Source organism: Arthrobacter sp. P1_C12_2 (assembly GCF_056406415.1).
Genome location: NZ_JBFUAF010000013.1, coordinates 1 through 25,485, shown reverse-complemented (window position 1 = coordinate 25,485; position 25,485 = coordinate 1). Strand labels below are relative to the sequence as shown.

The 25,485-nt window shown below is 66.5% G+C and carries 28 protein-coding genes; 20 read left to right on the top strand and 8 right to left on the bottom strand.

What is annotated here, in order from left to right:
- The first annotated feature begins 97 nt into the window (after positions 1 to 97).
- Positions 98 to 973: a PhzF family phenazine biosynthesis protein gene (locus AC1DZQ_RS14475; RefSeq protein WP_476964184.1), complete on the top strand. Its 876-nt coding sequence runs from the start codon at positions 98 to 100 to the stop codon at positions 971 to 973.
- Positions 974 to 1,615: 642 nt separating this feature from the next.
- On the opposite strand, the gene AC1DZQ_RS14470 is transcribed toward AC1DZQ_RS14475, so the two are convergent.
- A complete protein-coding gene (locus tag AC1DZQ_RS14470; RefSeq protein ID WP_476964183.1) occupies positions 1,616 to 1,873 on the bottom strand; it encodes a hypothetical protein in 258 nt (85 codons plus the stop codon).
- Between the two features lie 274 nt (positions 1,874 to 2,147).
- Between AC1DZQ_RS14470 and AC1DZQ_RS14465 the strand changes: the two genes are divergently transcribed.
- Positions 2,148 to 2,861: a TetR/AcrR family transcriptional regulator C-terminal domain-containing protein gene (locus AC1DZQ_RS14465; RefSeq protein WP_476964281.1), complete on the top strand. Its 714-nt coding sequence runs from the start codon at positions 2,148 to 2,150 to the stop codon at positions 2,859 to 2,861.
- 35 nt (positions 2,862 to 2,896) lie between these two features.
- Here the strand turns inward: AC1DZQ_RS14465 and AC1DZQ_RS14460 are convergent, their stop codons facing one another.
- Positions 2,897 to 3,373: a DUF4188 domain-containing protein gene (locus AC1DZQ_RS14460; RefSeq protein ID WP_476964182.1), complete on the bottom strand. Its 477-nt coding sequence runs from the start codon at positions 3,371 to 3,373 to the stop codon at positions 2,897 to 2,899.
- Positions 3,374 to 3,444: 71 nt separating this feature from the next.
- Between AC1DZQ_RS14460 and AC1DZQ_RS14455 the strand changes: the two genes are divergently transcribed.
- Positions 3,445 to 4,089, top strand: a complete 645-nt coding sequence (locus tag AC1DZQ_RS14455) for a MerR family transcriptional regulator (RefSeq protein ID WP_476964181.1) — start codon at positions 3,445 to 3,447, stop codon at positions 4,087 to 4,089.
- Positions 4,090 to 4,173: 84 nt separating this feature from the next.
- Here the strand turns inward: AC1DZQ_RS14455 and AC1DZQ_RS14450 are convergent, their stop codons facing one another.
- Positions 4,174 to 5,313 (bottom strand): ROK family transcriptional regulator, encoded by a 1,140-nt coding sequence (locus tag AC1DZQ_RS14450; protein WP_476964180.1) that lies wholly within the window; start codon positions 5,311 to 5,313, stop codon positions 4,174 to 4,176.
- 192 nt (positions 5,314 to 5,505) lie between these two features.
- Here AC1DZQ_RS14450 and AC1DZQ_RS14445 point away from each other — a divergent pair, with 192 nt between their 5' ends.
- Entirely contained in the window at positions 5,506 to 6,789 is a 1,284-nt protein-coding gene (locus AC1DZQ_RS14445) for a DUF1479 domain-containing protein (RefSeq protein ID WP_476964179.1), read from the top strand.
- Here AC1DZQ_RS14445 and AC1DZQ_RS14440 read toward each other — a convergent pair.
- From AC1DZQ_RS14440 to AC1DZQ_RS14430, 3 genes are all read right to left on the bottom strand, one after another.
- Entirely contained in the window at positions 6,786 to 7,310 is a 525-nt protein-coding gene (locus AC1DZQ_RS14440) for an N-acetyltransferase family protein (RefSeq protein WP_476964178.1), read from the bottom strand. The two genes, AC1DZQ_RS14445 and AC1DZQ_RS14440, sit on opposite strands and share 4 nt — an antisense overlap.
- The gene (locus AC1DZQ_RS14435; RefSeq protein WP_476964177.1) at positions 7,307 to 7,657 is read right to left on the bottom strand and encodes an ArsR/SmtB family transcription factor; all 351 of its coding nucleotides are present in this window, start codon (positions 7,655 to 7,657) and stop codon (positions 7,307 to 7,309) included. The genes AC1DZQ_RS14440 and AC1DZQ_RS14435 overlap by 4 nt, the downstream gene beginning before the upstream one ends.
- Positions 7,658 to 7,761: 104 nt before the next feature.
- Entirely contained in the window at positions 7,762 to 8,502 is a 741-nt protein-coding gene (locus AC1DZQ_RS14430; protein ID WP_476964176.1) for an aquaporin, read from the bottom strand.
- Between the two features lie 45 nt (positions 8,503 to 8,547).
- Between AC1DZQ_RS14430 and AC1DZQ_RS14425 the strand changes: the two genes are divergently transcribed.
- From AC1DZQ_RS14425 to AC1DZQ_RS14380, 10 genes are all read left to right on the top strand, one after another.
- A complete protein-coding gene (locus AC1DZQ_RS14425; RefSeq protein WP_476964175.1) occupies positions 8,548 to 9,222 on the top strand; it encodes an arsenate reductase/protein-tyrosine-phosphatase family protein in 675 nt (224 codons plus the stop codon).
- Positions 9,223 to 9,477: 255 nt separating this feature from the next.
- Complete coding sequence (locus tag AC1DZQ_RS14420) at positions 9,478 to 9,900, top strand: arsenate reductase ArsC (protein ID WP_476964174.1); 423 nt, start codon at positions 9,478 to 9,480, stop codon at positions 9,898 to 9,900.
- A 193-nt stretch (positions 9,901 to 10,093) separates the two neighbouring features.
- A complete protein-coding gene (locus AC1DZQ_RS14415; protein ID WP_476964173.1) occupies positions 10,094 to 11,521 on the top strand; it encodes an FAD-dependent oxidoreductase in 1,428 nt (475 codons plus the stop codon).
- A complete protein-coding gene (locus AC1DZQ_RS14410) occupies positions 11,518 to 11,940 on the top strand; it encodes an arsenate-mycothiol transferase ArsC (protein WP_476964172.1) in 423 nt (140 codons plus the stop codon). Before AC1DZQ_RS14415 ends, AC1DZQ_RS14410 begins: the two co-directional genes overlap by 4 nt.
- 37 nt (positions 11,941 to 11,977) lie before the next feature.
- Positions 11,978 to 12,511, top strand: coding sequence for a DinB family protein (locus tag AC1DZQ_RS14405; protein WP_476964280.1), 534 nt, complete (start codon positions 11,978 to 11,980; stop codon positions 12,509 to 12,511).
- A gap of 125 nt (positions 12,512 to 12,636) precedes the next feature.
- Positions 12,637 to 13,242 (top strand): PadR family transcriptional regulator, encoded by a 606-nt coding sequence (locus tag AC1DZQ_RS14400; RefSeq protein WP_476964279.1) that lies wholly within the window; start codon positions 12,637 to 12,639, stop codon positions 13,240 to 13,242.
- A gap of 80 nt (positions 13,243 to 13,322) precedes the next feature.
- Complete coding sequence (locus AC1DZQ_RS14395; protein ID WP_476964171.1) at positions 13,323 to 13,700, top strand: ArsR/SmtB family transcription factor; 378 nt, start codon at positions 13,323 to 13,325, stop codon at positions 13,698 to 13,700.
- Positions 13,697 to 14,773 carry a cation diffusion facilitator family transporter gene (locus tag AC1DZQ_RS14390; RefSeq protein ID WP_476964170.1) on the top strand — a complete coding sequence of 359 codons (1,077 nt, stop codon included), beginning with the start codon at positions 13,697 to 13,699 and terminating at the stop codon, positions 14,771 to 14,773. Before AC1DZQ_RS14395 ends, AC1DZQ_RS14390 begins: the two co-directional genes overlap by 4 nt.
- A 439-nt stretch (positions 14,774 to 15,212) precedes the next feature.
- Positions 15,213 to 15,344 (top strand): hypothetical protein, encoded by a 132-nt coding sequence (locus AC1DZQ_RS14385; protein ID WP_476964169.1) that lies wholly within the window; start codon positions 15,213 to 15,215, stop codon positions 15,342 to 15,344.
- 150 nt (positions 15,345 to 15,494) lie between these two features.
- The gene (locus AC1DZQ_RS14380) at positions 15,495 to 15,671 is read left to right on the top strand and encodes a CsbD family protein (RefSeq protein WP_476964168.1); all 177 of its coding nucleotides are present in this window, start codon (positions 15,495 to 15,497) and stop codon (positions 15,669 to 15,671) included.
- Positions 15,672 to 15,754: 83 nt separating this feature from the next.
- On the opposite strand, the gene AC1DZQ_RS14375 is transcribed toward AC1DZQ_RS14380, so the two are convergent.
- Positions 15,755 to 16,693 (bottom strand): 5'-3' exonuclease, encoded by a 939-nt coding sequence (locus AC1DZQ_RS14375; protein ID WP_476964167.1) that lies wholly within the window; start codon positions 16,691 to 16,693, stop codon positions 15,755 to 15,757.
- Positions 16,694 to 16,861: 168 nt separating this feature from the next.
- Here AC1DZQ_RS14375 and AC1DZQ_RS14370 point away from each other — a divergent pair, with 168 nt between their 5' ends.
- Entirely contained in the window at positions 16,862 to 17,611 is a 750-nt protein-coding gene (locus AC1DZQ_RS14370; protein ID WP_476964166.1) for a phosphotransferase enzyme family protein, read from the top strand.
- 16 nt (positions 17,612 to 17,627) lie between these two features.
- Here the strand turns inward: AC1DZQ_RS14370 and AC1DZQ_RS14365 are convergent, their stop codons facing one another.
- Complete coding sequence (locus AC1DZQ_RS14365; protein WP_476964165.1) at positions 17,628 to 19,145, bottom strand: CYTH and CHAD domain-containing protein; 1,518 nt, start codon at positions 19,143 to 19,145, stop codon at positions 17,628 to 17,630.
- 342 nt (positions 19,146 to 19,487) lie between these two features.
- Here AC1DZQ_RS14365 and AC1DZQ_RS14360 point away from each other — a divergent pair, with 342 nt between their 5' ends.
- The 5 genes from AC1DZQ_RS14360 to AC1DZQ_RS14340 all read left to right on the top strand — a co-directional run.
- A complete protein-coding gene (locus tag AC1DZQ_RS14360; RefSeq protein WP_476964164.1) occupies positions 19,488 to 20,402 on the top strand; it encodes a LysR family transcriptional regulator in 915 nt (304 codons plus the stop codon).
- A gap of 117 nt (positions 20,403 to 20,519) precedes the next feature.
- On the top strand, positions 20,520 to 21,617 hold the full coding sequence (locus tag AC1DZQ_RS14355; protein WP_476964163.1) for a tartrate dehydrogenase: 1,098 nt from the start codon (positions 20,520 to 20,522) through the stop codon (positions 21,615 to 21,617).
- A gap of 113 nt (positions 21,618 to 21,730) precedes the next feature.
- On the top strand, positions 21,731 to 23,197 hold the full coding sequence (dctA, locus tag AC1DZQ_RS14350) for a C4-dicarboxylate transporter DctA (RefSeq protein WP_476964162.1): 1,467 nt from the start codon (positions 21,731 to 21,733) through the stop codon (positions 23,195 to 23,197).
- A 1-nt stretch (position 23,198) separates the two neighbouring features.
- Positions 23,199 to 24,341: a glycerate kinase gene (locus AC1DZQ_RS14345; protein ID WP_476964161.1), complete on the top strand. Its 1,143-nt coding sequence runs from the start codon at positions 23,199 to 23,201 to the stop codon at positions 24,339 to 24,341.
- A gap of 340 nt (positions 24,342 to 24,681) precedes the next feature.
- A partial coding sequence (locus AC1DZQ_RS14340; RefSeq protein WP_476964160.1) for a xylulokinase occupies positions 24,682 to 25,485 on the top strand: 804 nt, incomplete at its 3' end.

Sequence of the window (25,485 nt, the reverse complement as noted above, 5' to 3'; positions counted from 1 at the left end):
CGCGCCCTCGCTTTAGCCTCCCCGTGAGGCCTTGTCATAAACCGCCCCCTTGATGGACGGCCGCTGCCGCGGTGGCTGGACGTGGGAGGATCGCGGTATGGAAACCACCCCCGAGGTCCTCCGCTATGCGGCCTTTTCCACGACGCCGGATGGCGGCAATCCTGCCGGCCTGGTCCTGAATGCGCGCCATCTGGATGATGCCGGGATGCTGGCGGTGGCGGCCGCCGTCGGGTACGCCGAAACCGCCTTCGTGACGGAGCCGGTTGTCGACGGGGACCCGCGCCGGAGCCGGGTTCGGTACTTCTCGCCGATCGCCGAGGTGCCATTCTGTGGCCATGCGACCATTGCGCTGGCTGTTGCGCTGAGCGCACGCGACGGGGCGGGATCCTTCACCTTCGACACCCCCGTCGGCCCGGTCCTCATCGAAACAGCGGGCGACGGCGACGACATCACCGCATCGTTCACGGGCGTTGAGCCACAGCTGGCCGCGTTCGACGACGACGTCCTGGCCGACCTCTTGGGCTTGCTCGGCGTCGGGCTGACCGATATCGATCCCGCCTATCCGCCGCGGATCGCGTATTCAGGGAACTGGCATCCAGTCCTGGTTTTCGCCGACAGCAACCTTTTCGACTCCTTTGCCTTCGATCCGGAGGCGGTGCGCCAACTCATGGACGCACAGGGTTGGGCCGCAACGGTAGCCGTCCTGAACCGGATTGCAGATGGCGAATTCGAAGCCCGGAATCTGTTCCCGGTGGGAGCCATCACGGAGGACCCCGCGACAGGGGCCGCCGCGGCGGCGGTCGGCGCCTACCTTCGCATTCTGGGCCTGGTCGAGCCGCCGTCAAGAGTCTTGATCCACCAGGGACGGCACGTCGGCCGCCCGAGCCTACTCACGGTGGACATTCCCGCTGCCGGCGGAATAGTGGTCAGAGGCAGGGCCGTCCGGATCCCCGCGGCTACGGGCAACAGCTGACTTGTCTAGCTGTTGCCGGTGTAGACGAGGCTGTCCGGATCGACTTCGTTCGCCGGGGCATCCGCGAGTCCCTGCGGGGACAGATCCATGTCCATAAGCCCGGGTCGTTGATTGTGGGCCGCGGAGGGTCCGGTGTTGGGTGTGCTGTGATTGGAAACGGTGTGCCCCTAATACGTTGTTGGATACAGACCCGGGAGAATGCTGCCGGTCATGGGCCGGGTATTTCCCTTTGGAACCCGCACCGGCACCGCAGGACGCGCGTCCGGAGATAGTCGCCAAGAAGATCCGGGCTCCCGGCGTGAGTGGAAACCGGCCGGTGGGCGGTTCGCCTCTCAGGGTCCACCGCGGACATCGGCTCCTGGCAGTGGCTGTAGGCGTCGTCCCGGTGCACGGCGCCGCCACTGCTCCCGTTTCGCGCCGGAATAGCTGCCAGGAACGCCGCACTCGTGGCCACCACGTGCGAGCTGCCGCAGCCGATGCAGCTGATGGCAGCCGCCAGGGTTTCCCGCTGCGGATTCATCGTAGTGACAGAGTCCAGGAGGAGGTGCCGGTCGGTCTCGCATGTCGCGCACCAAGGCCGGCGGCCTCGCGGCTGGTGGGCATCCCGGGGCAAGTACGTGCTTGACGTGATTGTCATCCGGTTCAGACGAGGCCCGGGTAGCTGGCCAGGATGTAGTCCGCCGCGGCCGGTCCTTTCATGCGGAGGCCGGTGCGCTTGGGATGGACCTGGTTCTCTTTCATGCCCGCCCAAAAGGCAGCTTCGGAGCGGGGAGTGGACTGGCGAAGGAAGCACCAGCTGGTGTAGAGCCCGTAGAGGCAGTCCCGGCCGAGAGCGTGATCGGATGCAGGGTCCTGGGTAGTGGCTTCCTGCAGGAATTGGTTGTATTGGGAAGTTGCCATGAATGGCTCGTTTCTTCGCGGTGCATTTTGTGCCGCCGTGTGGCTACAGCAGCTACGCGTCAAAGCCATGCACGGGGCGATGAAGCAAGATCCCGCACTGCTGCGTCACCGCAGATCCGGGGATAAAGCGTTATTGGGCTGGTAATCCACATGCCGCGGAAACCAGTCAAAACAACTTCTCTACAATGTAGACTGTAGGCGTAGACTACATATTAAGCAACCTGCTTTTTACCGTGCAAACGTGACCACTCCCAACCCACCCGAACGGAACACCATGTCGCCCGAAGAGAACCCGGGACCCCCCAGGGCTCCCGGCAAGAAGGCGCGGCTCAGCCGTGAGCTTGTGCTGTCCTCAGCGCTGGCACTGGTGGACGCCGAAGGACTCGACGCCCTCACCATGCGCAGGCTCGGCCAGGAACTCGGCCGGGATCCCATGAGCCTGTACCGCTACGCCGCCAACCGCGCAGCACTGCTGGACGGCGTCTCAGAACTCGTGCTGAACGAACTGGCCATCATTCCTGATGACCCCGACTGGCAGGCGCAGCTCCGGCGCATTGCCCACGACCTGCGGCTCCTGGCGCTCCGGCACCCCAACGTCGTGCCCCTCCTTGTGACCCGCCCCCTGTCAACGCCACTGGGCCTGCGGCCGCTGGGAACATTGCGGCCACTGGAGCAGATTCTGTCCCTGCTGATCGACGCCGGGTTTGCTCCCGTTGATGCACTGCACGTCTACCGCGCCTACTACGGATACCTCTACGGGCACATCCTCAACGAACTGCAGGAATTCGTCGTCGACCCCGAGGAAAACGAGGCCCTTCTCCGCCTGGGCCTGCACCGCCTGCCGCCGAAAGACTTCCCCCGCCTCCGCGCCCTTGCCCCGGTCCTCGCCGACTACGACGGGATGGCCGAGCTGGATGAGGGAATCACCATCCTGCTCTCGGGACTCGCGTCCCACCTCCCGCTGCCGGGCACCCGGACCCAACCCTGAACCGGAAATTCCCCTGGAAAGACACACCTGCCGTCTCAGCCCGGGTTGGACAGCCGGTCCTTTGCGTGATGGCTTCCCGGACCCACGGGCACTAGCCCGGTGGCCTGCGCGAGACCTTCGGTAGGCATCGAGACATACATGCTCTCGGCCCTGCTTACCTGGAATGTCTCATGCCAGATGCCGACGGCCTTGGGGGCCTTTCGCGCCTGGCGGTTGAAGGCGGCCCAGGCGGGTCTGTGCTCGGACTGGGGCGCGCTGGCGTAGGCATACAGCTTCTCCAGCGAGTCCCAGTACTGCACGATGACCGGCCCGCCCGCTCCGAGGGCAAATCGGCAACCAAGGAGGCCGGACCCCGGCTCCCGGAAGAGCTCGGTCAGCATCCGGGGCATCGCGAGGAACGCCGGCAGCCACAGATCCGGACGCCAGGGACTGTTGATGCGCATGCCGATGAGGAAGACCACCAAATCACCGGAATGGCGGTGCGTGAAACGTCCAGCATTGATGCGTGCCATACTTTTCTCCTAACTGGATACCGATACTCCCCAATATTGGCGAGTACCACTATCTAAGTCAAGGAGAAACTTTGCGCATCTCACAGCTGGCCGCGGCCACGGAGATACCGGTGGCCACCATCAAGTACTACCTTCGGGAGAAATTGCTTCACGACGGCGTACTGACGTCCGCGACGCAGGCCCAATACGACGACTCGCATGTACGGCGGCTGAAGCTCATCCGGGCACTCATCGGCACCGCCGGGCTCAGCGTCAGCGCCACCCGTCAGGTACTGCTCGGCCTGGAAATCCCGCCGGGGTCCGGCCACGATCTGCTCGGAATCGCGCACCACGCGGTCACCCGGACCGCACCGGACGACGTCGACCTCTCCTCAGCACAAAAGCTCCTGGACCGCTGGGGCTGGGGCGCAGAGATTTGCGACCGCGATACGCAGGCCGCCCTGGTGGAGGCCCTGCACGGGCTTGCAGATGCGGGATTCGACGCGCCGGCGGCGCTCTTGGACCGCTACGCCGCGGCAATGCAGGACATCGCGGAGGCCGACGTCGAAAGTGTCCCCACGGATTCGGCCGAGGCTGCGATGCGGCACGTGATCCTCGGGACACTCCTGATGGAACCCGTACTCCTGGCCATGCGCCGGCTTGCCCAGCAAAGCGCATCCTTCCAGCGGTTTGGCGCGGCGGAGTCCCCCGGCAGTCCCCCGTCGTCGGAAGTCTAAGTAAAAGCGTAAATAATCAGCCGCAGCATCGACCTACGGAACGGCCCCCGGCTGACCCGAGTGCCGCGGTGCCGGCCCGGAGGATCAACGGCGGTATTCGGCCCAGATTCCGTCCACTGCCGCTTCGTGGGCGTGCAGCGCGGCCCCGGCCAGGGGTCCCTCGGCGCCGATGTCGCTGACGGTCACCACGGTCGAGGGTTCCAGCAGGTGCGGGGCCAGGCTGTGGCGCAGCCCGTTGACAAAGGCAGGGCAGTCCACCAGCGGCCCGCTGAGCACGATGGCCGCGGGATCGCTCAGGGTGGCCGTATTGCCGATGGCCTCGGCCAGGAGTTCGAGGAACTCCCGTCCTTGCGGGGAGTCGGGCTGTTTGGTGAAGAGCCTGCGGTAGGCGTCCGTGTCCAGGGAATGCCCGCCGGCGGTGGTGACGCCAAGATCGAGCAGACGCTCCATCAGCGTCCGTCCGCCGTGGCGCAAGTAGGCGATTTCACCCGTGATGCCGTGGGCACCGCGGCGGACCTCGCCGCCCAAGACGAGGGCTGCGCCGATGCCGGCACCGACATAGACCAGCACGAAGTCCTCAACGCCGCGCATGGATCCGGTTTGTTGCTCCGCGAGGGCCGCCCAGTTGACGTCGTTGTCGAGCCGGACCGATCCCCGACAGTGGCCGAGAAACCTTTCGGCCAGGTTCCACTGTCCTTCGGGGAAGGGGGCGTTCGGCAGGCTCAGCACGTCCTGCCGGGCTGCCTGTACGGGGTTGGCCTGGGAGACACCCGCGGCCAGACAGGGCGTGGAGACATCGCGGCGGTATTCGGCGAACAGCTCTGACAGGGCGGACTCGAGCTGTTCCCGGGTGTGCGGCGTTCCGGATGACACGTGGTAGTCGCCGACGATGCTGCCGCGCAGGTCGGTGGCGCGCAGCTGGGCACTGCCGGTAGCCACCGCGACGGCGAGGGTATGTCCGTAGCCGGGCGCGATGTCATAGATCGCCGCGGTGCGGCCGCGCGGTCCCGCCGCCTGGCCCGTCTCAATGATCAGGCCGGCTTCGGTCAGCCGGGTTGCCGCCTCGGAGACGGTGGGCTTGGACAATCCGGTGGCGGCGGCGATGGCGGCCCGGGAGCTGGGGCCGTTGCGGCGCAGATGCTCGAAGAATCGCCGGTCAGTGACGGTGGCCAAGGCCTGCGGCGTCGAACCAGCCGGGGCCAGGGACTGCGAGGAACGGGTCACGGGAGTGTCCTCCGATAGGGGTCTTCCCCATCGTAGCTGAGTGATCTATAGTTGAAATCGGAATTAGTTAGGAATCTTTACTAAAGGAGCGGATGCGGTGGAACTGCCCTCGAACAGGGAGCTCCCCCATCCACCGCAGTGCCCCTTGGAACAAATCGCAGTTCAGGAATGACCACACCAGGAGTGATGAAAATGAACGAACAGGACACCATCCACCAGTTCCCGCAGGTCCCCGCCGATGTCCCGGGCGAGATCCGCGCCCTCAAAGCCGGGCTGCGCAACCGGATCGGCGACGTCGAGGGCATCTTCCGGCGGCTCGAGGACCGAATCCGGGCCCAGGTCGAGGAAATCGAGGCCACCCGGGCCCGCGGCGAAGAGGTCTGGCCGGTCATCGACTACGCCGATATCGAGTCCGGCAGCGTCAGCGAGGCCCAGCTGGCAGCGCTCAAGCAGCGCGGTTGCGCCGTGGTCCGCGGGCATTTCCCCCGCGAAAGGGCCCTGAACTGGGACCGGCAACTCGTGGACTACGTCGAGAGCAACAATTTCGACGCCAAGTACCGCGGCCCCGGGGACGACTTCTTCGGCACGCTGAGCGCCTCCCGCCCGGAAATCTACCCGATCTACTGGTCCCGCCCCCAGATGGAAGCACGGCAGGATCCGCGGATGGCCGCCGTCCAGTCCTTCCTCAACCGCCGCTGGACCTTCGAATCGGAAGGCAGGACCTGGTTCGACCCGGACCAGGACTCGATGTACCCGGACCGGATCCGCCGCCGCCCGCCGGGTGCGGACTCCAGCGGCCTGGGCCCCCACACCGACTCCGGCGCCCTGGAACGCTGGCTATTGCCGGCCTACCAGCAGGTGTTCCGGCACGTGTTCAATGGCGAACCGGAGAAGTACGATCCCTGGGACGCGGCCTACCGCACCGAAGTTGACGAGTACGAGGGCGGCACCACGATGTGCTCGGCCTTCCGCACATTCCAGGGCTGGACCGCACTGTCGGACATGGACAACGATCAGGGCGTTCTGCAGACCGTACCGATCCCCGAGGCCATGGCCTACATCCTGCTCCGCCCGCTGCTGGACGACGTGCCGGAGGACGAGCTGTGCGGGGTAAGCCCCCGCCACGTCCTGCCGATCAGCGAAAAGTGGCACCCCCTGCTGATGCGTGCCCTCTCGTCCATCCCGAACGTGAAGGCGGGTGACTCGGTGTGGTGGCACTGCGACGTGATCCACGCCGTCGCGCCTGTCCAGGACCAACAGGGATGGGGCAACGTCATGTACATCCCAGCAGCCCCCCAATGCGAAAAGAACACCCGCTACGCCACCCTCGTCGCGGAGGACTTCAAGGCCGGCCGTTCACCCCGGGACTTCCCCGAGGAGCACTACGAAACCGACTGGCACAACCGGTTCCCCGCGACCGAACTCAACGAAATCGGCAAGCGCGGACTCGGGTTGGACCCGCGACCCACGTTCTAGACGACCGGGGAGCGCCGCTCGATCAGCACCGTATCCCGCCATTGCCCTGCACTAGGGCCGTAGCCCATGCGGGCAATGCGGTTCCGCCGGCCGACGACGGCGAATCCGTTCGCGAGGTGGAGCTTCAGGCTGGCCTCGTTTTCGGGGAAGACACTGGCCTGGATCGTCCAGATCCCGCACTGCTCGGTCGATGCGGCCAAGGCCTGAAGCAGCAAGGCCCCGACTCCCCTGCCGCGGGCTGCCGCGGCGACGTAGACGGAGTGTTCGACCACACCGGCATACACGGGCCTCGCGGACACGGCGGAGACAGCCGCCCAGCCAAGGATCCCGCCCTCGGGAGCCTCGGCGACGAGACGGTGGCCGGGCAGTCGGGAGTTGGTGAAGCGTTCCCAGTCCGGCACCTCTGCTTCAAAGGTCGCGTGGCCGGTGGCGATTCCTTCACGATAGATCCCCTGGACGGCCGGCCAGTCGTCCTCGCGCATGGGACGGATCGTGATCGCGGACGGTTCCGGCGCGGTCACAGGGTCGCCAGGAGTTCGGCCGTCTGCTCGAGCGCCCCGGGCACCAGGGAGTAATAGGCCCACGTGCCGCGCTTTTCGCGGTGCAGCAGCCCGGCTTCGACCAGGATTTTGAGGTGATGGGAGACCGTCGGCTGGCCCAGGTCCAGCGGCTCGGTCAGGTCGCACACGCAGGATTCACCGGAGGGATCGGCTTTGACGATGGAGAGCAGCCGCAGCCGGTTCGGATCGGCCAGCGCCTTGAAGACCAAGGCTTTCTGCTGCGCCTCCTCAGCGCCGAGGGCAGGCATTCCTGCCGGTGCGCAGCAGGATTCATCCGTGGCCGGTTCGAGGATAGGCAGCGAGTTCATGTACCCATTATGCCCTGATATTGATATTCATCAATATATGGTCGGGTGGAAGTGGCCCCGGCGCAAGCCCTGACTGCGAGGACCCCCAGAAGGACTGGCGAAGGTTAGGAACGGGCCGCTTCGGCACTGTGCGCCAGGACGACGTCGTCCGCGGTGCGGGCCGCGGAGGGGAACAGGATGAGGAGGAGGCCAAGGCCTACAGCCGCCCCGACCAGCTGCGCCAGAACGAAGCCGGGAACGGAGGCCGGTGCGATGCCGGCGAAGGTGTCACTGAAGATGCGGCCCACCGTCACGGCCGGGTTGGCGAACGACGTGGAGGACGTGAACCAGTACGCTGCTCCGATGTAGGCGCCCACCGCGGGTGCCGCGAGGACGCCACGCTTGGTGGCGGCCAGGGCAAAGATCAGCAGGACCAGTCCCGCCGTGGCGACAACCTCGCCCAGCAGATGCCCCGTGGTTGCTCGCTCCTTGGCGGAGATGGAAGTGCCCACCTCAAACATGGCGTTCGCGACCACGCTGCCGCTGACCGCACCCACGGTCTGGGCAGCCACGTAGGTGCCCAGCTCCGGCAGGGTCAAGCCGGTACCGCTGCGTCGTCCCAGGATCCAGTCGGCGAGGGAAACCACAGGATTGAAATGCGCGCCGCTCACCGGCCCCACCACCAGAATCAGCACCGTCAGGCCCAGCACCGTGGCCGTGCTGTTCTGCAGCAGCTGCAGGCCAACGTCATTGGGGGAAAGCTGCTGCGCGGCGATCCCGGAGCCCACGACGATCATCACAAGCAAACTGGTGCCGATCAGTTCAGCGACGGCACGGCGCCACAGCGGCGGCTGGTTGGAAGTCATGGCAACAGCTTGACCGAGAGATTTAACTCAGTCAAAATTGAACCAATGAACATTGAGGCAGCAGACGGTTTTCGGGCGCGGGTAGCCAAGCACGCGGCCCTGGCCGATCCTGCGCGGCTGCGCATCGTTGATCTGCTGACCCTGGGCGACTTGTCCCCGACGGAGCTGCAGGCAGAGCTGGGGATGCCGTCGAATCTGCTCTCCCACCATCTGCGCACGCTGGAAGAGGCCGGCCTGGCAACCCGCCACCGCTCCGAAGCCGACAGGCGCCGCAGCTACATCCGGCTTGCTGCCGGCGCCCTGGAAGGCCTGGTCCCGGGGGCCGAACACGGGGCCAGTCGCGTCCTGTTTATCTGCACGCGAAACAGCGCCAGGTCCCAGCTGGCCGCCGCACTCTGGCAGCAGGTCAGCGAAATCCCCTCGACGTCGGCGGGAACGCACCCCGCGGACCGCATCGCCCAAGGCGCCATCGAGGTCGCCCGCCGCCACGGCGTGGACCTCGCAGACCGCCCCCCGCGCAAGCTGGACCTGGTGGCCGCGCCGGGCGACTTCATGGTGACCGTGTGCGACAACGCCCATGAGGAACTCGTCGGGCTTGGCGGCGTGCACTGGTCAGTGCCGGATCCGCTGCGCCTGGGCACCGAAGACGCCTTCGAGAAGGCTTTCGATGACATCGCCCACCGGATCAATGAGCTTGCACCGCGCGTGCTCGCAGCCTGACTCGCCCGACAATGCCCGCCCACTCCTTGCCGCTACGGACGAGGGGCATATCCCGCAGGCCCCTCCAGGGCTGGCCGGGATGCCCGAAGGGCCGGTGAAGTCGACATCATCTAAATATTGACAATCATCAATCTATAGTCCAATACTTTGTACATCGATCCTTATCAATGTTTTGTCGAGCGCTGCACGTGTCGGGCGCAGGACCTCCACCGGCCCGCGATGCACCCGCCACCCAACTGACTCCAGGAGAACCCCGTGAGCACCGAAACCGCCAAGAAGCCCTCCGTCCTCTTCGTCTGCGTCCACAACGCCGGCCGCTCCCAGATGGCCGCCGCCTTCCTCACCACCCTCGGCGAGGGCCGGATCGAGGTCCGCTCCGCCGGCTCCCAGCCCGCGGACAAGGTCAACCCGGCAGCCGTCGAGGCCATGGCGGAACTCGGCATCGACATGTCCGCCGAAATCCCCAAGATCCTCACCACCGAGGCCGTGAAGGAATCCGACGTCGTGATCACCATGGGCTGCGGCGACGAATGCCCCTACTTCCCCGGCAAGCGCTACGAGGACTGGGTCCTGGAAGACCCTGCCGGGCAGGGCGTGGACTCCGTCCGGCCGATCCGCGACGAGATCAAGGCCCGCATTGAGGGCCTGATCGCCTCCCTGACGCCCGTCATCAAGTAACGGGCAGCACCACACGTCTGACAGAGGACGGAGGGGGGTGAGCTGAATGAACACCGGATGCTGCGACGACGGATGCTGCGACGACGAGGATCAGGACTGCTGCTAACCCAACCCCGGCACCTGCCGGCCAAACCCCGGCCGGCAGGGCCAACCGAAAACAACCGCAACACCACAACGGATGAAAGAGGAAACCATGGATTCAGCGAAGAACCTTCCCGTTGCCGTGATCGGCGCCGGCCCCGCGGGCCTGGCCGCCGCGGCCCACCTGATCGAACGCGGACTCGAACCGCTGATCTTCGAAGCCGGACCCTCCGCGGGCGCCGCCATTGAACAGTGGCGCCACATCCGCCTCTTCTCCCCGTGGCGGTTCAACATCGACGCCGCCGCCGTCCGCCTGCTCGAAGCCTCCGGCTGGGAATCTCCCCGGCCCACGGCCCTGCCCTACGGCGGGGAACTGATCGACCAGTACCTGTCCCCGCTGGCCGCACTCCCGGCCATCAGCCCGCAGCTGCAGACCGGCGCCAGGGTCATCGCGGTGACCCGCGCCGGCATGGACAAGACCCACACCCGCAACCGCGAGAGCACACCGTTCGTCGTCCGGGTCGAGCACGAGGACGGAGAAACCCGCGACCACACCGTGGCCGGGGTCATTGACGCCTCCGGCACCTGGTCCAGCCGCAACCCGCTGGGAACCTCCGGGCTTCCCGCCATCGGCGAAGAATCCGCCGCGGACCGGATCTCCTCGCCGCTCCCCGACGTCACCGGCCGTGACCGCGCGTCGTTCGCCGGACGACGCGCCCTGGTCGTCGGCGCCGGCCACTCCGCCGCCAACACCCTGATCAGCCTCGCGGACCTGGCCAAAGACGAACCGGGCACCCGGATCCTCTGGGCGGTCCGCGGCGCGTCCGCCGAGAAGGTCTACGGCGGTGGCGACGCCGACGGGCTGCCCGCCCGCGGCCAGCTCGGCGCCCGCCTGCGCCGCCTCGTCGAGGCAGGCACCATCGAACTGCACACCGGCTTCGGCATTGCTTCCCTCAAAGCCCTGGACTCCGGCGTGACGGTGGGAGCCGTTGACGGCCGGACTCTCGACGCCGACGTCATCGTCCCCTGCACCGGCTTTCGCCCGGACCTCGACATCCTGCGCGAACTCCGGCTGAACCTGGACCCGGCCGTCGAAGCACCCGTGGAGCTGGGCCCGCTCATCGACCCGGAATTCCACTCGTGCGGCACCGTTCCCCCGCATGGCGCAGCACTGCTGGCGCACCCGGACAACGACTTCTACATCGTCGGCATGAAGTCCTACGGCCGGGCGCCGACCTTCCTGCTCGCCACCGGCTACGAACAGGTCCGCTCCGTCGTCGCCGCCCTGGCCGGTGACCGCGAGGCGGCCAACACGGTCCAGCTCGAACTCCCCGAAACCGGCGTCTGCTCCTCCGACGCCGGCACCAGCTGCGACGTTCCGGCGGCCGCCGCCGCATCCGAGTCCTCGTGCTGCGCGGCGCCGGAGCCAGTATTCGTCGGCTTCCCCACCGGACTGTCCCACGGACGCTCCGGCGAAGACCCACTTGCAGCATCACTGCTCAGCAGCCCGAGCTCCGATAAGGAAGAATCGAACGCATGACCGAGACCACGAAAACACCCAGCGTCCTGTTCGTCTGCAGCAAGAACGGCGGAAAATCCCAACTCGCCGCCGGACTCATGAACCAGCTCGCCAACGGGACCGTCACGGTGCACTCTGCCGGGACCAAACCCGCCGAATCGCTGAACCCCCAGTCCGTGGACTCCCTGGCAGAGCTCGGCATCGACATCACCGGCGAACACCCGAAACCCATCACCGACGAAATACGGGACGCGGCCGACGTCGTCATCGTCTTGGGCAACCAGGCTAAGGTCGAGCCCCGCGAGGGCCAGCGGCTCGAGTTCTGGGATACGGACGAGCCCTCCGAACGCGGCATCGAAGGCATGGAACGCATGGGCCTGGTCCGGGACGACATCCGGGCGCGCGTCCAGAAGCTGTATGCGGAGCTCACCGGAAGCTGACCGAGCCCGCGACACCGGAGCGCACATCGTGGACCCGATGAGGGAAGAGATCCTGGCCGGGTACAGCCGCGCCCGCCGCGACCTCGGCGCTTTGCTGCAGAACGCTGCGCCCAAGGATCTCGACCGCAGAAGCGAGGGCACCCGCTGGACCAACGAGGAGCTGCTCTTCCACATGGTCTTCGGCTACATGGTGGTCCGTGCCCTGCTTCCGCTGGTCCACGTTGTCAGCCGGCTCCCCCGCCCGGTTGGCAGAGCATTCGCTGCCGTCCTCAACGCGGGCACCGGTCCCTTTGATGTGGCGAATTACTGGGGTTCCCGGGCCGCCGCCCGCGTCTACAACAAGCGCAGGATGAGCCGGAAACTGGACAAAACCATCGCCGCACTCTCCCGCCGGCTCGAACACGAAAACTCCGGCTCCCTCGCCAGGTCGATGCCGTTCCCCGACAGGTGGGACCCCTTCTTCGCGCCGCTGATGACACTCAACGATGTGTACGCCTACCCCACACTTCACTTCGACTTCCACGCCCGGCAGCTGAGTCTTCGGCATCCGGACACGCCGGGATCGTCCTGACGGCCACGATCGATATTCAGTTGAATTACCCCTTGCCCGGCGACACTCGCCGATATATCGTTAACTATCGCCGAACGATCGGCGGTCATCAGGGGAACACAACAAAGTGGAAGGACGATGCCGTTATGAAAGGCATTCACGACGACAAAACTACCGACGGCGGACCCAACCTGGGACGCTTCGGACGCGGCAGGAGCCGCCGCGGGCCCCACGGACACGGCGGATTCGGACCGGGCCGCGGGTTTGGCCCAGGTTTCGGCCCCGGCTTTGGTCCGGGCTTTGGTCCGGGCGGTTCACGTCGGGCCAACAGGGGCGATGTTCGCTCGGCGATACTCTCCCTCCTGGCCGAATCACCGTCCAACGGCTACGGCCTGATCAAGACCATTGCTGAAAAGACGTCGGGCGCCTGGCGTCCGAGCCCGGGCTCCGTCTACCCGACACTGCAGCAGCTCGTTGATGAAGAGCTGATTGCGCCTGTTGGTGACGGCCGGCGCACTGAGTTCACGCTCACCGATGCCGGCAAGGATTATGTGGCCGATCACGCCGAGGAGCTCGCGAACGCGTGGAACACCGATCCCCAGGGATCCGGGCCGGCGTTTCACGAGAGCGTGGGAAAGCTCTTCGGAGTCATCCACCAGTTCCGCTTCTCGGCTACCGAGGAGCAACGCATTGCCGCGACGGAAAAAATCGACGAGACCCGCCGCGCGCTCTACCGCATCCTGGCCGACTGACACCACAGTTCCGGAGCCACCGCACGCGGGCCCGCCAGGGCCGTCTTGAGCGAAGCACCTTTATATGTAAGTATCTGCGTATGAATGCAGATAACAAGGCTTGCGCTCTCACCGCGGACAGCCAGTACGTCGAACTTGCGGTAGAGGTTTTTGCCATGCTGGCCGATGCCACCCGGGTCAGGCTCATCCTGGCCCTGCGCCACGGCGAACTGCCCGTCAACGAGCTCGCTGAAAAGGCCGGGAAATCGGCGGCCGCGGTTTCCCAGCATCTGGCCAAGATGCGGCTGGCTCGCATGGTCGCCACCCGCCAGGAAGGCACCAAGGTCTACTACCGGCTGCAGGACGGGCACGCCTGGCAGCTCGTTGCCGATGCCATCCACCAGGCCGAACACACCCTCGGCACAGCTCCGCATCACAGCACCGCCCCGCACCGCCTCACGACGGAGGCCGGCGCATGAACCAGCCGATGCATCCTGGCCACGATATCCACCCGCACCCGCACGGACACGCGCACGACGACGGCCATCACCACGATCACGGCCCGCACACGCACGTTCATGCGACCGGGTTCAAGGGGTGGCTGCAGGAGCTATTCGTGCCCCACTCCCATGACTCGGCCGACTCGATCGACTCAGCCCTGGAGACAAGCTCCCAAGGTATTCGCGCCGTCAAAGTGTCCCTGCTCGGGCTGGGGGCCACATCGCTGTTCCAGCTGGTCATCGTCCTCATCAGCGGCTCCGTGGCGTTGCTGGCGGACACGGTGCACAATTTTTCCGATGCCCTGACCGCCGTGCCGCTGTGGATCGCCTTTCTGCTCGGACGCCGCCGCGCGACCCGGACGTATACCTATGGATTTGGCCGTGCCGAGGACCTCGCAGGGCTGTTCATCGTGGCGATGATCGCACTCTCGGCCGTGGTGGCCGCCGTCGAATCCATCCGCCGTTTCTTTGAACCCCAGCCCGTCCAGAACCTGGGCTGGGTGCTCGCCGCCGGGCTCGTGGGCTTTGCCGGCAACGAACTTGTCGCGATCTACAGGATCCGCGTGGGACGACGGATCGGTTCCGCCGCGCTCGTCGCCGACGGCATTCACGCCCGCACCGACGGCTTCACCTCTCTGGCCGTCGTTGCCGGAGTCATCGGCATATGGCTCGGATTTCCGCTCGCGGACCCGATCGTGGGCCTGCTCATCTCCGCAGCAATCGCCGTGCTGCTCTGGGGAACCATTCGCGACATCGGGCGCCGGCTCATGGACGGCGTCGACCCGAACCTGACGGAACGCCTGGCAGCAGTCGTCACCGCCCACGCCCCCGCGGGTGCAACATCCCGGCTGCGTTGGTCCGGCCACCGGCTTCACGTCGAGGTCTCCATCCCGCTGACCTCGATCACCGCATTAGGGGAACTTGCCACTCTCCACAACGAAATCGACCACGCCACCCGCCACGCGCTCCCGAACGTGGGATCCGTGACAACGGTGCCCACGTTCGCCCGGGCAGGGCAGGGCGGACCACTGCATCCCCCGAGCGACGGATAACGGCGGCCGTCAAGGAAGCGCTGATCCACGCCGGCCACAACCCGCTGGACCTCACTCCGGTCCTGCGCCCCTGCCGCTCCGAATCACTTCCAGAGATCACGAACAGAAGGTGACCATGGGTGTTCAGCAGGAAACCGCCGGCGCGGGAACGGCCACGCTGCGGCGGCATATCCTTTCCCACGGATCTGGGCCCCTGTACGGTGCGTGTCCAGCAAGGAACCGGAGGCCGGCACGCCGCGTCCGGGCCGACTAACACCGCCGTTGCGGCCGGCGCACAGCCATCCCTGCCAATGGCCCCTCCCCGACTACCTGCGCCATCACTATAGTTAAAGCCACAACCCGCAGCGGGAAAAGAGCGATGATGCGCGGACTAGGCAGGCGCCAATCTGGCGGGCGCGGAATAGGTCTGATCGGGACCATATATCTGGCCGTAGGTGTAGTGGTCGCCGCCACCCACGGCTACCTCGTGGCATGGAACATTCCCGGCAACATCCTGGAAGGCCTGGTGGCAATTATCCTCTGGCCCCTGGTGGCCATCTTCGGAGTGGATCTGCATACCTTGATCGCCTGATTTGGGTTGTTACCCCGCGCCGCACGGCAGCCCCCGGACCACTGCAAATGGTGATGGATCATCGCCCCACTTTCGGCGCTCTGTCCATACAATTAATTGTGGCCTCCATGGCATTCACGTCGCGGGGGCGACCAAATAAGGAGGATCATCATGGGCATGGGTGACAAGATCCATAACGCCGCCGAGAAACTCCACGGCAAGGGCAAAGAAGCGGCCGGCAGTGCCACTGGCGACGACAAGATGAAGGCCGAAGGCAAAACCCAGCACATCAAAGCAGACCTGAAGCAGGCCGGCGAAAAAGTCAAAGACGCCTTCAAGAAACACTGAAAACAGGCAGCCGGAGGGCGGAGGTGCGGTCCGGATCGCACCTCTGCCGCGGCCTTTTGCCCACGCAATCCAAGGACTTTCCCCTAACGACGCAGGTCGAGCGCCTCAAGGAGCCGCCTGACCGAGCCGCCAAGGTTCCACTCTGTGGCGAGACGCTCAAGGTCGGCGCGCGAACCGTCGGGGACCGGGTGCAGCTGCGCTCCCGCCTCCTCGAGCGTCGGCAGTTCCAGGTCCCGAACGATTTTCACGACGGCGGGAGCGACCGTGAGGTAGTCCGCCGCCGCGGCGAGCTTGGACCGCACGGCAGTGGACAGCCCGCTTCCTGCGTCCGCGGCAGCTGCGAGCAGCCCGTCGAGCGTGCCGTACTCGCCGAGCAGCGACGCCGCGGTTTTCTCGCCGATGCCGGCGACGCCCGGCAGCCCGTCAGAGCTGTCGCCGCGCAGGGTCGCGTAGTCGGCATACTGCCCGGGCAGCACGCGGTACTTGCCGACGACGACCGCGTCGGTCAGGACTTCGAGGTTCTTCATGCCGCGCGCGGTGTAGATCACCCGCACCTGACGAGCGTCGTCGACGACCTGGAAGAGGTCGCGGTCGCCCGTTACTACGTCGACCGGGAGCTCGGCGTGGCTGGCGTAGGTGCCGATGACGTCGTCGGCCTCGTGTTCGGCAGCCCCGACGACGGCGATGCCGGCGAGCCCGAGCACCCGGCGGATCATCGGAATCTGCGCCTCGAGCTCGTCCGGCACCACCTCGACATCGGGGGCGCCGGCCACCGCCTCGGCGACCCGATGCGACTTGTAGCTCGGGATGAGATCCACCCGCCACTGCGGGCGCCAATCGTCGTCCCAGCACGCGACGAGATGCGTCGCGCCGTAGTCAGTGGTGAGCCGCGCGATCATGTCGAGCAGCCCGCGAACGGCGTTCACCGGGGTGCCGTCGGCCCGGCGGATCGTGTCGGGCACGCCGTAGAACGCGCGAAAGTACAGCGACGCGGTGTCGAGGAGCATCAGGCGGTCGGTCATGACTGATCCTGACACGGATGCGCCCGCTCGGGGTGTAACGTCACGGTTTCGTCGTCGGAGGGGCACAAAGTGACGCAGTCGGCGCCGACGCCCCGACCCGGTGATGCCGAACCGGGCCCTCGCTCCCCCAATCCTGCGGCGAGGGTCCACGAGGGTAGATTTGGGCGGATGGATGGAGAAGAGGTTCTGACCGGAGGCAATTCGAATCTCGTCACGCGGGTCGGTGGGACGGTGCGGCGGACCGCGGGGCCGTGGACGCCGGCAGTTCATGCGCTCCTGAAAGCGCTTCGGCATGCTGGCGTCGCTGAGGTCCCCCAGGCACTGGGCCTGGACGAACATGGCCGGGAGATCCTCAGCTTCATCGACGGCGATGCGGCACACTACCCGTTGCCGGAGTGGATTTGGGATCCTTCCGTTCTGCAGGACGCCGGGGCCTTACTGCGCCGCATCCACGATGCCAGCGCCGGGCTGGCCCAAGCGGATCTCACGTGGCAACTGCCCACGCACCAACCCGCAGAAGTCGTGTGCCACAACGACGCCGCGCCGTACAACATGGTGTTTGCCGGCGGGCGGCTGACGGCGCTCATCGACTTCGACACGGCCTCGCCGGGACCACGGATATGGGACTTTGCCTACCTGGCATACCGGCTCGTGCCGCTGGGAGAAAACGGCGGCCCCGGGGCCCCGGACGAGCAGGAGCGGTTGTCCCGTCTGGATGCCCTGATTGACGCCTACGGTGTCCGTTTCGGACACGTGCGAGTCTTCGAAACCCTCGCGGCCAGGCTGGACGAACTGGCTGAGCTGACGGACGGTCGCGCTGCAGCTACCGGACGGGAAGATTTTCTCGATCACTCCGCCATGTACCGCAGGGATCGCGCCAGAGTTTCCGCGATGGCCCGCAGGCTGTCCGACCAGTAACTCGACGCATCCCGGATCAGGAGCGGAGGCGCAGGCCGCGAAGCTTTTTCGCTGCCTTGCGGGCCTTCTTGTCCGTCTTCCGGGCGAGGCGTTCCTCCATCTCCAGCAAACTTTGCAGGCCGAGCTCAGCGTCGGCGGGCAGGTCCGGGATGGCCGCCAGTCTCCGCAGCAGGGCGATCGCCATGACGCTGTCCTGATGGTCGCCGAGTACTGTCTGGAGCCGTCCAGCGGATTTTGTGAGCTTGCCGGCGCGTTTGCCGTGGATCTCGGTGACCGATTCGCCCGCGTGGCGCAGGCGTTTGGCGTCTTTTCGGACCTCGTGCAGCGCCGTGTCGCGGGCAGTCCGGTCGGCGGAGCTTTTGACGGCCCTCCGGGAACGCTCAACCCGTTTTGCGGCCTTGTTCACCAGCTTCGCCGTCACTTTGCGCGCGGGGCGGAAGGCGCGAGGCTTGGCCGGCGGGTGGTCCCGGAAGTCCTCAAGGGAGCCAAGGAGGCGGAAATAGCGGTCGGTCTGGAGCGTCTTGAGGACGTTTCTGTAACCTGCGTTGTGGACTGCGACCAGTTCCAGTTCGATCATCTGGTTCAAAGAGCCGGACCTCTGTTCTTCGGGGAGTTCCAGCAGGTGCTGGCGCAGTCGCTCCAGCATGACTTCGGCGTCGCGGGCCGGGCCCAGGCTCTGGCCCAGCCACTTCAGTTCAGCCTGGAGTTCGCGGACCGCTGAGCGGTTGAAAAGTTTGCGATAGGTGGCCAGGACGGAGCGCGCCCGGCGGGTCGCGGACCGCATCTTGTGGACGGAATCCGGTGTTCCCAGCCGGACGCCCGGATCATGGGCGATGAAGTCTTCGATCCGCGCGCCCAGATAGGCCGTCACGACGTCGGATGCCGGTCCTTTCTTCCGGGGCTTTCCGCTCCGGGGGCTGAGCTCCGCTGGCCACGCTTCGCCAAACGTACGGGCAAGTTTGGAAGGATAGGCGGAGCGGCTCGCTCCCGTGGACGTCAGGGTTTCGGCGGCTGCGTCGAGGAACTCCCTGGTTCCGTGGACGAGTTCGAGCTCCCATTCACGCCAGTCGAGGGCCGGCCCCGGCGGCTGCAGAGCCTCGGCATGGACCTGGTCGTCGGCGAAGTCGGCCAGGTGCTCACCGATAGGCCCGTAGAGCCGGTAGGTGGTGCGCCGCGTACTCAGCCGGGCGACGGGCATCAGTTCTTCGCCCCGGGTAAATACCTGCAGATGATCGGACAGTTCTTCCGGAACGGTTTCCGGCTGGCCCAGCGGGGCGTGGATTTCCTCCCGCTGGTCGGTTCCGGCGGGAAGCTTGAGGTGCCACCCGGCGTCCGTGCCGCCAGTGCGCCGCCGCAGGGTCAGGCGCCGTGCGGCGAGGGCCAGGGACGGGGTGTCGAAGTACACAGCCTCAAGGTGATCCGTCACCGGCTCCGCGACGTCGTCCACACCCTTCATTTCCCGCAGGTCCGGAAGCGCTGAGGAGGTCTCGGCGTCGTATTTTCGTTCCGTTTCAAGCTTTCCGGTGGTCTCCACGGCGGTCAGGACTCCACCCGGGATGCGCGTTCCGGYGGCAGCGAACTGATGGGCCTGTTAACAACAGTCATGGCGGGGCTCCCCCTACTGGCACCGCTGGAACATGGATGTGATCCTCCGGCGGGCGTGTCCGGCCGGTGCCTTGGCCCGTTGCGCCCAGCCCGATTCTAGGCCCGGGGGTTGCAGCCAGACCAGACCGTCAGCGGGCGCCTACGTCACGCTGAGCCGGCGCCTCCTGATAGGCGTAGGCTATCTATGCTTCAGCGCCGCACGCCTTGCCGCCCTCGGGCGTGCATTCCCAGGGCGCCGGGAGCCCAAGACCGGACCGGTGAAGGAGTTAGCGTGGACACACGGAAGCTCAAGTATTTTCTGGCCGTCGTTGACCACGACGGTTTCAACCGCGCCGCAGAGCACCTGCTCATCGCCCAGCCGTCCCTCTCCCAGACAATCGCTGGCCTGGAAAAGGACCTTGGGGTGCCGCTCTTTCACCGCATCGGCCGCCGGGCGGTGCTCAGCGAAGCGGGTAAGGAACTCGTCGGGCCCGCCCGGCTCGTCATGCGGGACCTGGATGCCGCGCAGTCCGCGGTGCAGGCGCTGCGGGGCGTGCGGAGCGGGCGGTTGGACATTATCTCCATGCCCTCGCCCGGCATCGAGCCRCTGACGTCCATGATCGCCGAGTACACCCGGGCGCATCCGTCGGTGCGGTTAAACGTCAGTGCCGCGTTCACGCCCGAGGAGGTCGTTGAATCCGTCCGCAGCGGCAGCACCGAGATCGGCCTGGCCGGATCCCCAAACCCCATCCGGGTCCCGGGTGTCCAGGTCCTGGAGCTCGAGCGCCAGCCGTTGATCCTCATCGTCAACCCGCACGCGGACACGTTCGGCCCGGGGACGGCCATTCAGCGTGAGGATCTGGGCGGCCACCGGCTGATCGCAAGCCAGCGCGGATCCCTGATGCGCTGGCTGGTCGACGATGCCCTGGCCCGTGGCGTCGACACTGAAATCGTGGTGGAGGTCGCACACCGGACGTCGATCCTGCCGCTGGTCCTGGCGGGGGTGGGCCACGCCGTGATGCCCTCGTCCTGGGCGCCGCTGGCGCACAAGTCAGGATTGCGGACCCTACTGATCGAACCGGTGTCCCATCTCGACGTCGCCATCCTGAGCCGGAAGGACGATCTGACGCCCGCCGCCAATGCCTTCCTGACGGTCGCAGAGCTGCACGTGTCGGCGGCCAAAGGCTCGCAGGTCGTCGACGAATAGGCTAAACCTATCTATCGGATCGGATCTTGGTCTTGGACGGTGGCTGGTGCCGGGCCTTCTACTTGAAGAGGACAAGCAGTGTGACGCTGCTAACACACTCAACGAGGAGGTAGGCACATGAGCGCCACCCAGAATTTCAGCATCGCTTCAATACCTGCCGATGGCGTCGGCAAGGAAGTCGTCTCCGCGGGGCGCCGCGTCCTGGATGCCCTTGCCGAGAATTCCGGCGGTAAGTTCGCCTTCGAGTGGACCCAGTTCCCGTGGGGCTGCGGCTACTACGAAAAGACCGGCCAGATGATGGACCCGAACGGTCTGGAAGTCCTCAAGGACTTTGACGCCATCTACTTCGGCGCCGTCGGCTGGGAGAACGTCCCGGACCACATCAGCCTTTGGGGCCTGCGTCTGAACATCACGCAGAACTTCGACCAGTGGGCCAACATCCGCCCGGTGAAGTTCCTGCCCGGCATCCAGTCTCCGCTGCGCAAGGCCGATCACACCGAGCTCGACTGGATCGTGGTCCGCGAAAACAGCGAAGGCGAGTACGCCGGCCTGGGCGGACGGAACCTCAGCGGCCGCGGTCCCGGCAATGAGGTGGCCCTCCAGACCGCCCTGTTCACCGAAAAGGGCTGCGAGCGGATCATGCGCTTCGCCTTCGACCTCGCCCGGACCCGCACGGTGAAGAAGGTCTCCTCCGTCACCAAGTCCAACGCCCAGCAGTACGGCATGGTCCTCTGGGACGAAACCTTCCAGCGGGTGGCCCTGGACTATCCGGACGTGGCCACGGAAAGCGTTCTGGTCGACGCCATGAGCGCCAAGTTCATCCTGCACCCCGAAGACCTCTCCGTCGTCGTCGCCTCGAACCTGAACGCGGACATCCTCTCGGACCTCGGCTCGGCCCTGGCCGGAAGCCTCGGCCTGGCGGCCAGCGCAAACCTGAACCCGGAACGCCGCTTCCCGTCCATGTTCGAACCGGTCCACGGCTCCGCGCCGGACATCGCCGGCAAGGGCATCAGTAACCCGATCGGCGCGATCGCCAGCGCCGCCCTGATGCTGGACCACTTCGGCCTGCATGAGGAAGCCCGCCTGGTCGAGGCCGCCATCGAGCAGACCACGGCCGGCGGCCACCTGACGCGCGACGTCGGCGGCGAGGCCAACACCGATGACGTCACCGACGCCATCATCAAGGCCCTCACCCACACCCTGGCCGCCGTCTAGCCAGCCCACGTTCGGGGCGGGCGGCGCCGCGCACCGTCGCCGCCGCCCGCCCGACCCAGCTCTTCATTCTTCAAGCACCACTGGCATTCACATTCCACAATGAGGTAGGAATCATGGGACCCATCACCACCGCGGGCGCCGCAACGCCCGCCCCCAAGACACGCTGGTACAGGCAGCTGTACTTCTGGGTATTGACCGGCATCGTCCTCGGCATTCTGGTGGGCTGGCTTGCGCCCGCCGCCGGCATCGCACTGGAACCGATAGGCACCACGTTCGTCAACGCCATGAGGATGCTGATCGGTCCGATCGTGTTCCTGACCATCGTCGGCGGCATCGCCAGCGTCGCGGACCTGAAAAAGGTCGGCATGACCGGCCTGAAGGCCCTGACGTACTTCCAGATCGGCACCATCTTCGCCCTCCTCTTCGGCCTGGTTGCCATCAACATCTTCCGCCTAGGCGATGGCGTCAACGCCGATGCCAGCGCCATCAAGACCACGGACTCCGCGGCCAAGCTCATCGACGCCGGCGCCCACCAGGAATGGTGGCAGTTCCTGACCCACATCATCCCGACCAGCATCGTCGCGCCCTTCGTGGAAGGCGACATCCTCCAGATCATCTTCATCGCCGTGATCTTCGGCATCGCCCTGAACGCCATGGGCAAGGTCGGGGCGCCCGTCCTGGACGGGGTCCAGCGCCTCACCGGGGTCATGTTCAAGATCCTGGGCTTCATCATGAAGGCCGCCCCGCTGGGCGCGTTCGGCGCGATGGCCTTCGCCGTCGGCAAGTACGGCGTCTCCTCCCTCTCCAGCATGGGCGGGCTGATCGTGCTCTTCTACGCCACCTCGATCCTGTTCGTCGTCGTGGTTCTCGGATCGGTCATGGCCTTCCTGAAGCTGAACATTTTCAAGATGATCCGCCACCTCAAGGAGGAGTACCTGCTCATCCTCGGCACCTCCACCGCCGAACCGGCGCTGCCGGGCCTGATGCGCAAGCTTGAGCACGCAGGGGTCAAGAAGGAAACGGTCGGACTCGTCGTCCCCACCGGGTACAGCTTCAACCTCGACGGCGCCGCCATCTACCTGTCACTGGCCGCGGTCTACATCGCCCAGGCCACCAACACGGAGCTGACCATCGGCCAGCAACTGGGCCTGATCGCGGTCATGCTGCTCACGTTCAAGGGCGCGGCCGGCGTCGCCGGCGGCGGCTTCATCGCCCTGACGGCCACCCTGGCCACCATCGGCACCATCCCGGCTGCCGGCATCATGCTCATCTTCGGCATCGACAAGTTCATGTCCGAATGCCGGGCCCTGGTGAACTTCACCGGCAACGCCGTCGCCACCCTGTTTATCGCCTGGTGGGACCGGACGCTGGACGCGGACCGGGTCCGCCGCGTCTTCAACGGCGAAGTGGTTGAGCCCCTGCCCAGTGAGGATCCGACCCCCCTCGACGAGTTCACGGACATCGCTGCTGACCTGACCGTCCACGATCCCCGCACGGCCAGTCCCCAGCACGCAGAATCCGCCGACGACGCCCCCGCCTCGAGTGATGACCGGCGCCCTGCCTACTCGAAAAGCATCTGACATGTTCACCACAACCGCCCCGAAAAGCGTGCGAGCCCTGATCGCACCCGACAAGTTCAAGGGCAGCCTCACGGCCGGCGCGGTGGCCGATGCCCTGGCGGCAGGACTCCGCTCCGCAGCCGGGACGATCCACTGCGAACTGCTTCCCCTGGCGGACGGAGGTGACGGCAGCGTCGATGCCGCCGTCGCCTCCGGCTTCACCCGGCGCAGCTACACCGTCTCAGGACCCACCGGCCGGCACGTCCAGGCCAACATCGCGTTCGACGGCGCCACCGCCGTCGTCGAGGTGGCCAACACCTGCGGCCTCGGACTCCTGCCGGGCGGAACACCGGATCCGCTAGGTGCCTCCAGCCGCGGCTTCGGCGAGGCCATTCTGTTCGCGCTCAGCCTGAAACCGGCCAGGATTGTCCTGGCCCTGGGCGGCAGCGCCAGCACCGACGGCGGCATGGGCATGCTCACCGCCCTCGGGTACGGCTTCCGCGACGCCGACGGCCGGCAGCTCAACGGCAGCGGCGGGGCGCTGGCACAGATCCACACCATCGAACAGACCACACTTGCTGAACTGGCCGACACCGAGCTAATCGTCGCCAGCGATGTCCATAACCCGCTGCTCGGCGCCCAGGGGGCGCCGGCGGTCTTCGGTCCGCAAAAGGGCGCCGGACCCGAGGAGATCGCCGCCCTTGACGAGGGCCTCGAACACTTCGTCGCCCAGCTGACGGCCGCAGGAATTACCGAGGCGGACCGGTTGGCTGGGCACGCCGGCGCCGGCAGCGCCGGAGGAATCGGCTACGCATGCCTGCTGCTCGGGGCAAAGCAGGTCTCCGGCGCCGACTACTTCCTGGACCTGCTGGACTTCAATGCCCGCAAGGACACCTGCGACGTCATCATCACCGGCGAAGGCAGCCTCGACGAACAGACCCTTGCCGGGAAGTTGCCCGCCGCCGTCGCCCGGCGGTCCGGATCCCGTCCGATCATCGCCGTCGCCGGCCGCTCCCTCCTGCCACAGGAACGGTGGTCCGAAATGGACCTCACCCGGGTTTACACCTTGGCCGAGTACACCGACCAGGACTCGTCGAAAGACCCCGAACTTTCCGCCGCGCTGCTTCGCCGGATCGGAAGGGACATCGGCACGAGCCTGCTGTAGGTGGCCTTCACGTGCCGCAGAATCCAAATGCGCCCGCCCGGGTAACCCGGGCGGGCGTTCGTGATTTTCGGGTCGAGCAGGCAGTGACTTCGACGCTCGGGCCGGCGGCTCTGGCCGGGTTTTCGCAACGGAGCAGGCCCCCCGGAAGTCATTCAGTTCGAAGGATGTCCCGGGCGGCGGTGGCCAGGCAGCTTCCTTCATGGTCTCCGGACCGGGCGGCCGGTTCCACGAGTTGACGATCACGGAACACTGCCCGTATCGTAGTTATTAGACGTCTGACGACTTGCGCAGATGGTGATGGCTTCGGGGGACGGCCGCTGGGATACAAAGGAGTATTTCATTGGGATATGTAATCGGCTGTGACCTCGGGTCGCAGAGCGCGAAGGCGGTGCTGATGTCGCCGGAGGGCGGGATCGTCGCGACGGCCAGTGCGGGGTATGCGATGGCGCACCCGCACAGCGGCTGGGCGGAGCAGGATCCGGCGGACTACCGGAACGGCATCGCGTCCAGTGTGCGTGCGGTGCTGGCCTCCTCCGGGGTGGATCCGGCGGCGGTGACCCATGTCGGGCTGTCGAGCCAGGTGGACGGGGTGGTTCCGCTGGGCCGGGACCTGCGGCCGCTGCGGCCGGCGATTATYTGGCTGGACCGGCGCGCGACCGAGCAGGTGGCCCGGCTGGGCCGGGCGATCGATCCGGAGCGTTTGTTCGCCCGGACCGGGCTGAAYYTGGATGCCTCGCATACGGGGCCGAAGCTGATGTGGCTGGCCGACAACGAGCCGGAGGTTTACGCGCGGGCCGCGTCGCTGCCCTCGGTGGGCGGCTACGCGGTGGCGTGGATGACCGGCCGGTCGATCCAGGACCACGCCAATTCCTCCTCGTCCCTGCTGTATGACGTGGTGGCCCGGGACTGGAGCGATGAACTGATCGATGCGGCCGGGCTGGACCGGGCCAAGCTGCCCGAGATCGGCCGGGCCACCGACGTGGCCGGCACGCTGACCGCGGAGGCCGCGGCCGCGCTGGGCCTGACCACGCGGTGCGCGGTCGTGGTGAGCACCGGCGATGACCACGCCGCGTGCCTGGGCGCCGGGGGCGTCCGGCCCGGGGTGGTCGTGGACATCCTGGGCACGGCCGAGCCGGTCCGGCGT

What these genes read in the sequence shown, in the direction of transcription:
- AC1DZQ_RS14410 (WP_476964172.1), top strand. Translation starts at nt 11,518, where the DNA reads ATGACCGAGACCACGAAAACACCCAGCGTCCTGTTCGTCTGCAGCAAG.
- AC1DZQ_RS14425 (WP_476964175.1), top strand. Translation starts at nt 8,548, where the DNA reads ATGAACATTGAGGCAGCAGACGGTTTTCGGGCGCGGGTAGCCAAGCAC.
- AC1DZQ_RS14395 (WP_476964171.1), top strand. Translation starts at nt 13,323, where the DNA reads ATGAATGCAGATAACAAGGCTTGCGCTCTCACCGCGGACAGCCAGTAC.
- AC1DZQ_RS14400 (WP_476964279.1), top strand. Translation starts at nt 12,637, where the DNA reads ATGAAAGGCATTCACGACGACAAAACTACCGACGGCGGACCCAACCTG.
- AC1DZQ_RS14415 (WP_476964173.1), top strand. Translation starts at nt 10,094, where the DNA reads ATGGATTCAGCGAAGAACCTTCCCGTTGCCGTGATCGGCGCCGGCCCC.
- AC1DZQ_RS14430 (WP_476964176.1), bottom strand. Translation starts at nt 8,502, where the DNA reads ATGACTTCCAACCAGCCGCCGCTGTGGCGCCGTGCCGTCGCTGAACTG.
- AC1DZQ_RS14445 (WP_476964179.1), top strand. Translation starts at nt 5,506, where the DNA reads ATGAACGAACAGGACACCATCCACCAGTTCCCGCAGGTCCCCGCCGAT.
- AC1DZQ_RS14345 (WP_476964161.1), top strand. Translation starts at nt 23,199, where the DNA reads ATGTTCACCACAACCGCCCCGAAAAGCGTGCGAGCCCTGATCGCACCC.
- AC1DZQ_RS14380 (WP_476964168.1), top strand. Translation starts at nt 15,495, where the DNA reads ATGGGCATGGGTGACAAGATCCATAACGCCGCCGAGAAACTCCACGGC.
- dctA (WP_476964162.1), top strand. Translation starts at nt 21,731, where the DNA reads ATGGGACCCATCACCACCGCGGGCGCCGCAACGCCCGCCCCCAAGACA.
- AC1DZQ_RS14460 (WP_476964182.1), bottom strand. Translation starts at nt 3,373, where the DNA reads ATGGCACGCATCAATGCTGGACGTTTCACGCACCGCCATTCCGGTGAT.
- AC1DZQ_RS14465 (WP_476964281.1), top strand. Translation starts at nt 2,148, where the DNA reads ATGTCGCCCGAAGAGAACCCGGGACCCCCCAGGGCTCCCGGCAAGAAG.
- AC1DZQ_RS14355 (WP_476964163.1), top strand. Translation starts at nt 20,520, where the DNA reads ATGAGCGCCACCCAGAATTTCAGCATCGCTTCAATACCTGCCGATGGC.
- AC1DZQ_RS14435 (WP_476964177.1), bottom strand. Translation starts at nt 7,657, where the DNA reads ATGAACTCGCTGCCTATCCTCGAACCGGCCACGGATGAATCCTGCTGC.
- AC1DZQ_RS14370 (WP_476964166.1), top strand. Translation starts at nt 16,862, where the DNA reads ATGGATGGAGAAGAGGTTCTGACCGGAGGCAATTCGAATCTCGTCACG.
- AC1DZQ_RS14475 (WP_476964184.1), top strand. Translation starts at nt 98, where the DNA reads ATGGAAACCACCCCCGAGGTCCTCCGCTATGCGGCCTTTTCCACGACG.
- AC1DZQ_RS14470 (WP_476964183.1), bottom strand. Translation starts at nt 1,873, where the DNA reads ATGGCAACTTCCCAATACAACCAATTCCTGCAGGAAGCCACTACCCAG.
- AC1DZQ_RS14405 (WP_476964280.1), top strand. Translation starts at nt 11,978, where the DNA reads ATGAGGGAAGAGATCCTGGCCGGGTACAGCCGCGCCCGCCGCGACCTC.
- AC1DZQ_RS14375 (WP_476964167.1), bottom strand. Translation starts at nt 16,693, where the DNA reads ATGACCGACCGCCTGATGCTCCTCGACACCGCGTCGCTGTACTTTCGC.
- AC1DZQ_RS14390 (WP_476964170.1), top strand. Translation starts at nt 13,697, where the DNA reads ATGAACCAGCCGATGCATCCTGGCCACGATATCCACCCGCACCCGCAC.